The sequence below is a fragment of the Tangfeifania diversioriginum genome, assembly GCF_900141875.1.
In the GTDB taxonomy this organism is placed as follows: domain Bacteria; phylum Bacteroidota; class Bacteroidia; order Bacteroidales; family Prolixibacteraceae; genus Tangfeifania; species Tangfeifania diversioriginum.
The window spans coordinates 113,357-119,356 of record NZ_FQZE01000015.1 but is presented as its reverse complement, the minus strand read 5'-3'; the positions used below and the strand labels follow the sequence as shown (position 1 = coordinate 119,356).

The 6,000-nt window shown below is 39.2% G+C and carries 5 protein-coding genes; 3 read left to right on the top strand and 2 right to left on the bottom strand.

Translation table 11 applies throughout. The features are described from left to right. The first annotated feature begins 152 nt into the window (after nucleotides 1-152). Nucleotides 153-389: a GIY-YIG nuclease family protein gene (locus tag BUC07_RS11110; RefSeq protein ID WP_073169352.1), complete on the top strand. Its 237-nt coding sequence runs from the start codon at nucleotides 153-155 to the stop codon at nucleotides 387-389. 163 nt (nucleotides 390-552) lie between these two features. Then, on the top strand, nucleotides 553-1,095 hold the full coding sequence (locus tag BUC07_RS11105; protein WP_073169350.1) for a hypothetical protein: 543 nt from the start codon (nucleotides 553-555) through the stop codon (nucleotides 1,093-1,095). A 194-nt stretch (nucleotides 1,096-1,289) separates the two neighbouring features. On the opposite strand, the gene BUC07_RS11100 is transcribed toward BUC07_RS11105, so the two are convergent. Further along, nucleotides 1,290-2,825, bottom strand: a complete 1,536-nt coding sequence (locus BUC07_RS11100) for a Fic family protein (protein WP_073169348.1) — start codon at nucleotides 2,823-2,825, stop codon at nucleotides 1,290-1,292. An 876-nt stretch (nucleotides 2,826-3,701) separates the two neighbouring features. On the opposite strand from BUC07_RS11100, the gene BUC07_RS11095 reads away from it, so the two are divergent. After that, a complete protein-coding gene (locus BUC07_RS11095) occupies nucleotides 3,702-5,252 on the top strand; it encodes an AbgT family transporter (protein WP_073169346.1) in 1,551 nt (516 codons plus the stop codon). Here the strand turns inward: BUC07_RS11095 and BUC07_RS11090 are convergent. Then, the gene (locus BUC07_RS11090) at nucleotides 5,249-5,929 is read right to left on the bottom strand and encodes a 3-keto-disaccharide hydrolase (RefSeq protein ID WP_083578212.1); all 681 of its coding nucleotides are present in this window, start codon (nucleotides 5,927-5,929) and stop codon (nucleotides 5,249-5,251) included. The two genes, BUC07_RS11095 and BUC07_RS11090, sit on opposite strands and share 4 nt — an antisense overlap. Between the last annotated feature and the right edge of the window lie 71 nt (nucleotides 5,930-6,000).

Here is a 6,000-nt window from a genome sequence, read left to right as displayed (position 1 = left end):
CAGACAATGGAATTATTAGTGAATTTTCAACCTGCTAATAACGGAGTTGAACAATGCCTATTAAAAATAAATCGTTAGTTTTTCAGCAAACCCTATTTATACCTTCGGTGAGCTTCGGTGGACGCGGTCCACCATTTTCAAAAACTTAACTTATGTGGTACGTTTACATTCTTGGTTGTAATGATGGTTCATACTATACAGGTTGTACCAATAATCTCGACAACCGAATTAGAAAACATAATAATTGTGAGGTTCATTACACCAAAGATAAACTACCTGTTGAATTAATCACCTACATTGCTTTTTCCGAAAAATACAAAGCATACAACTTTGAAAAATACCTGAAATCCGGTTCAGGAAAGGCATTTCGGAATAAGAGATTGGTTTGAATAATAGTTTTAGCGAAGCAGAAACTTCGTTCCCGGATGTTCTACCGGGTTTATTCATTTTATTTTTGCCAATTCTTTTCAACACCAGGCAATTCTTTTCAATCGAGTTTTACAAAAAGTTTAGTAGTTTAGGATTTGATTAAAATTATTAACTTAACAAAGCATGGAAAGAAATTTAAAAAATACCCCCTTTGGTTACAAGACTGCTAAGGAATTATACGAAAAACTTATTCTGTTAAAGTTTAAAAAACTCAAAAATTCAAATGATATTAATGATTATTACGATTTTATATTTTCAACAGGAGCTTTGCGCGATTGGTTGAAAGTAGAACAAAATTTAGACTCCAAAGATATGAGTCGTTTATTTTATCAAAATAAATACATGTGCATATTTCATTCATTATATAATAACAGCAAGCATTATGTATTAAAGATGAATGAAAAATATATAAATTATTACGTTGAAGTTGATGGAGAACTAGCCAAGGGTGAAATTATAGACGGCAAATTATATTTAACTAATGACACTATCTTATATGATGATAATTATTTAGTTGATGAAGTATCTGGTGAGCATGGAGAGTTATTTCTTTTCTGTGGTATAAAAGACAAGCACGGAAATAGTGAAAACATCTTCCTTTATGAAATCTGCAAAAAGGTTATTTGTTTGTATAACAATATTATAAAAAATTATTATCCCGATTGAGTAATTACTTCATCACTCTCATTCCAACACTTCCAACTCCACTCTCATAGTCATAAATTCATCCTAATAAACAGCGTATCAAAAGCATCGGTGCCATCGGTGCGCTGCTTCAGCCTGGTTCTCTTCGGTTTCGGTCAGCTTTTTCTTTTTGCTGGTGCGGATTTGCAATCCGTTTTTTTATTTCTCTAATTGCTTCAGCCTTCAAAAACCTCCCGAAACACCTTCTCAATTTCATTCACCTCTTTATCTTTCAATTTCGCAAATTCTTTTGTTCTGGCTCTATTCGAAAGTTGGCCGTTATTTTGTTCCAGGAATCGCACCAAAGTAGCCACCAATTTATCCGGCATTTCAAATTGATCATCAATGAATCGTTTAAATTCATCGTATTTTAAGATATAATCAACTTCTTCCGGGATTATTCGGTTAATGGTATCAAACACGCAATCGAATAGAAATTCAGCTTGTTTGGTTGCATCAAAATAACGATAAAAATTAATGGTTTCATTTAGTACCTTAACATTATGTTCCGGGGTAGTTTCCCATTCAATCAATTCCATAACGGGATGAGAATAGCTCTCCAAAATTATCCGGTATTCATCAATTTTATCCAGGATAGATGCAGAGACCGGAAAAATTACGCCTTGCTGAACAAGACCCATTTTAGCCAGAATATGATGAATCAGAAAACGATGAATTCTTCCGTTACCATCCGAAAAAGGGTGAATGAAAACAAATCCAAAAGCTATGGAGGTAGCTGTTAAAACAGGATCGAGCTTTTCCTTCTCCAGGTATTGGGCCGTGTGAATTAATCCATCAATTAGTTTATCTAAATCCTGCCATTTTGCAGAAATATGTTCCGGGATAGGTTCTCCTGTTAATCTGTCGTGTTCTCCAACAAAGCCACCTTCAGTTCTGAATCCCAATTTTGTGAATCTTTTGCTTTCTATAATTATTCCCTGTAAGCGCAAAAGTTCCTCCTTTGAAAGCGGATTTTTACCGGCTTCACCAATTGCTTTGCCCCAACGAAGAGCACGTTTAGTTCCGGGACTTTCTCCTTCAATTGTAAATGAGGCTTGTGAATCTTTCAACAATAAAAAAGAGGATGCCCGTTGCATTACATCTTTATGAATGCTGCTCAGATAATTCTTCTTTTGTAACTGAACGTTGGAAGCAATATATTTTTCGAGTTTTTCTGTTTTATAAATTAACGGACAAAACTCAGGCGTGCCAGGCAAATTATTAATAATCCGTTGACGAGATGAACGAGTTCCTTTAACAGCAAATTGAATTTTTTCATCGATCAAGTCTGCAAAATTTCCCCTATTTAAATCAGGAATATCCAACATATCAGCAAATAACCACTCATATAAAAACCAAATTTTTCGGCTGTACTGACTCAATGGTTCAATTTGAACAAGCTCATTGATTTCATGAGTGCTAAGAATTTCAAATAACTTTTTAAAAACAAGAAGATTTACTCCTTCATACTTAAGCGCAAAAACTAATTGTTTTAAAAGTGTATCGTTTGGTTTGTATCTTGGCGTAAAAACCTGCCATTCTTCTTTTTGATATTTCCTGTCTTTCTGGCTAATCAACGAAAGAATATTTGGTACAGGGACTTTCAAATCATAATGAAGAATAATGGCTCCATAACCAACTAAGAATCCTTCTTCAGGTGTTATTTTTCCCCGAAAAACAGTTATTTTTTGTGAAATACAATTATTATTCATGATTATTTACGAAAAATATTTATTTCAAATATAAACGAAAAACAGTTACAAATAACGAAAAACGATTATTTATATATGTATTATACGAAAAATATTTACTCCAAATAATAAATTAATAGATATTTTATTACCTTTAAATCGGCAAACGGAAGCAAACGGAAGCTCAAAACGTTGTGATTTTCAGGTGGCAATTCGGGAGTTTGTAAAATTTGAAAAAGTAAAAAAACTTATTTTCAGCAGGATAGCGAACAGGTTCGTTTCCCGCCAGCTCCACTTTTGACCACCACTATTTGATTTTTATTTTCCATAATCACCCGTTATTAGGAGGTTAAAATCATTTTCCAACCGATGATTCCTATTTCATACTGGCACTTTTGCGTGGTTCATATTTCAATTCAGGTATATTGTCTTTTACCAGGTATTCCATTTTTTTAAATGTATGTACCGTCGTACTTTTTTAATTCATGTGAGTACTTTTCCTTAATTCAAACACGCTATTCAATTTCTGTTAAAACATAAAAATATAGCCGCAGAAATTCAAAAAAAGCATGAATTACTCAAATGACTAATCAACAGATTTAATGAAATTCATCAATTCTCTGTCGTGGTTATTTACAATTCTGCACTCATTATCAAAATACATTGTAGCACCGTTTTGCGCAGTATAAGGTTGCCATTTTGGCAACACGCAAAATTATATGTGCTAAAAGCGCGAAGTTTAAAGATTATTGACCACCCTGCGCGGAATAAAACCAGCCAAAACTCATAGCACCCCACAGTAATATTTAACCCAAAAAATCTGTTATCATTTTCCGGTTAAGAAAAAATTACCGATTTTGTGCCCCATTATTATTTTTAGCAAAACAAAAATTTAATATGGCAAAGCAAACCAAAGAATCTAAAAGGGATGAACCACCTCAAAGCAAAGGTGTGTTAAGGTGGATTGAAGTTATGGGCAATAAACTGCCTCACCCGTTCTGGTTATTTGTATGGATTACCGTAATAATTATTGTTTTAAGCGCCATAGCAGCCTTTAGCGGCATCAGCGCGATTGACCCCGGAACGGGCGAAACCGTTGTGCCCAAAAACCTGATATCGGGGTGGGGGCTGCGTCGTTTTCTCGAAGAGATGGTAACCAATTTTGCCCACTTTGCCCCGCTTGGTTTGGTACTGGTTATGCTGATGGGCGTTTCGGTGGCCGAGCGGAGCGGGCTGCTTACCATAATTATGCGCACCATGGCATTTGCTGTTCCGCGTAAAATTGTTTTGCCTGTTATTTTTATCATTGGGGCGTGCGGTAATATTGGTTCCGATGCCGGAGTGGTAATTGTGCCGCCCATTGCGGCATTAATCTTTTCGCAAATGGGGCTGCATCCGGTTGCGGGCCTCATTGCAGGTTACGCCGGTGCAACTGCAGGGTTCACAGCCAATTTTTTTATTGCCGGAACCGATGTACTCCTGGCTGGTATCAGCACCGAAGTGGTTCAGCAATTTAATCCTGGTGCCGAAGTAAGTGCCACAGCCAACTGGTATTTCATGATTGTGTCCACGCTGTTGCTCGGGGTGGGTGGCGCTTTTGTGGTTTCGCGGTTTACCATTCCCCGGTGCCGTGCTTTTTCTGTGGGTGATGCAGCCGTTCAATCCTTCGATGAACCACCTAAACTTTCGGTTACCGAGAAAAAAGCATTGCGCTATGCCGGGTTGGCCACATTAATTTATGTTTTGATTATTGTTGCCCTGCTTGTTCCGCCAAACGCGCCGTTGCGTAATCAGGAGACAGGCGGAATTGTGCCATCGCCTTTTTTGCGCGGACTGGTACCCATTCTCTTTTTTCTGTTTGCCATTCCCGGCTACATTTACGGCAAAATTACCGGCAGTATTAAAAAACCTGACGACTTGCTCAAGTTCATGGAGCAGGGCATGAAAGATCTTTCAGGATACATTGTGCTTATGCTGGTTGTGGCCCAGTTTATCAACCTGTTTAGCTGGAGCCGCCTGGATACTATTCTGGCCATTAACGGGGCAGAGTTCCTGCAATCGAGCGGATTAACCGGCCCGCTGATGTTTACGTTGTATATGATTCTGGTCGCTTTCCTGAATATTTTTATTGGCAGTGGCTCGGCCAAATGGGCCATTTTTGCGCCTATTTTTATTCCCATGCTGTCGCAGCTTGACTATAACCCGGCTTTTATTCAGCTGATGTACCGTGTGGGTGACTCTATCACAAACGCCATCAGTCCGTTGTATGTTTATTTCCCGCTGCTGATTGGCTGGGTCAGAAAATACGATAAGAACATTGGCATCGGTACCATCCTTTCGTTGCTCGTACCCTATGCGGTTGTGTTGTTTATTATGTGGGTGGCGTTACTGTTTATTTGGTTCTGGCTCGACCTGCCCATCGGAGTGGGCGAGGGGATTTATCTTTAATCCTCCGTTTTCAGCCTAATGTTGCGCAGTGCAGCAGTGGTTACCCATGAGCAGATGCCAAACGGGCGCGATAGGTAAACTTCGGGCCTGATGGATAATTTGTGGCCGGAGGTTTCAAAATCAACAAGTTTTTCGTCATCAATCCAGGCTTCAATTTTACCGGGCGAAACTTTTAACCGGATGTGGTACCAGGTGTCCTGTTCAAATTTTTTCAGGATTTTAGTTTCATTTTCTGAGGCATCAACGCCATCGATTGAACTTAGCCCAACAACCGGGCCGCCCCAGCCACCCACTATGAGCGAGCAGTAGGTAGTATCCACCGGGAATGTCATTCCGCAAAAAAAGTCGTGCCCGGAAACCTTTTTGGCTTCCAGCGACACTTCGTAGTTCGTGTGCGGAAAATCGCCGGTCCAGGTTACACCGGTGCAACCGTCGCCCATTCCCAGCACAAGGTTTCCTTCCGATACTTTTACCGGGCCATGGGGGCCAAATTGGGTAATTTCCCAGCCATCGAGCGTTTCGCCGTCGAACAGCGAAGCCCATCCCTGCGGCAGTTCCTCAGGAGTTTTAGCCGATTTGTTTTCTGCTTTTGATTGGGGATTGTTGCAGCTTCCCGCCAGAAAGGTTAAAAACACAAGTGCGGTGATGGTGAAAATCAGGTTGATGCGGTTATTCATGTTTATTTTTTTTGGTTTATCATTAATCACTACCCGCCAAATTACTCCAATACGCTGCAATTCGCAAGCAA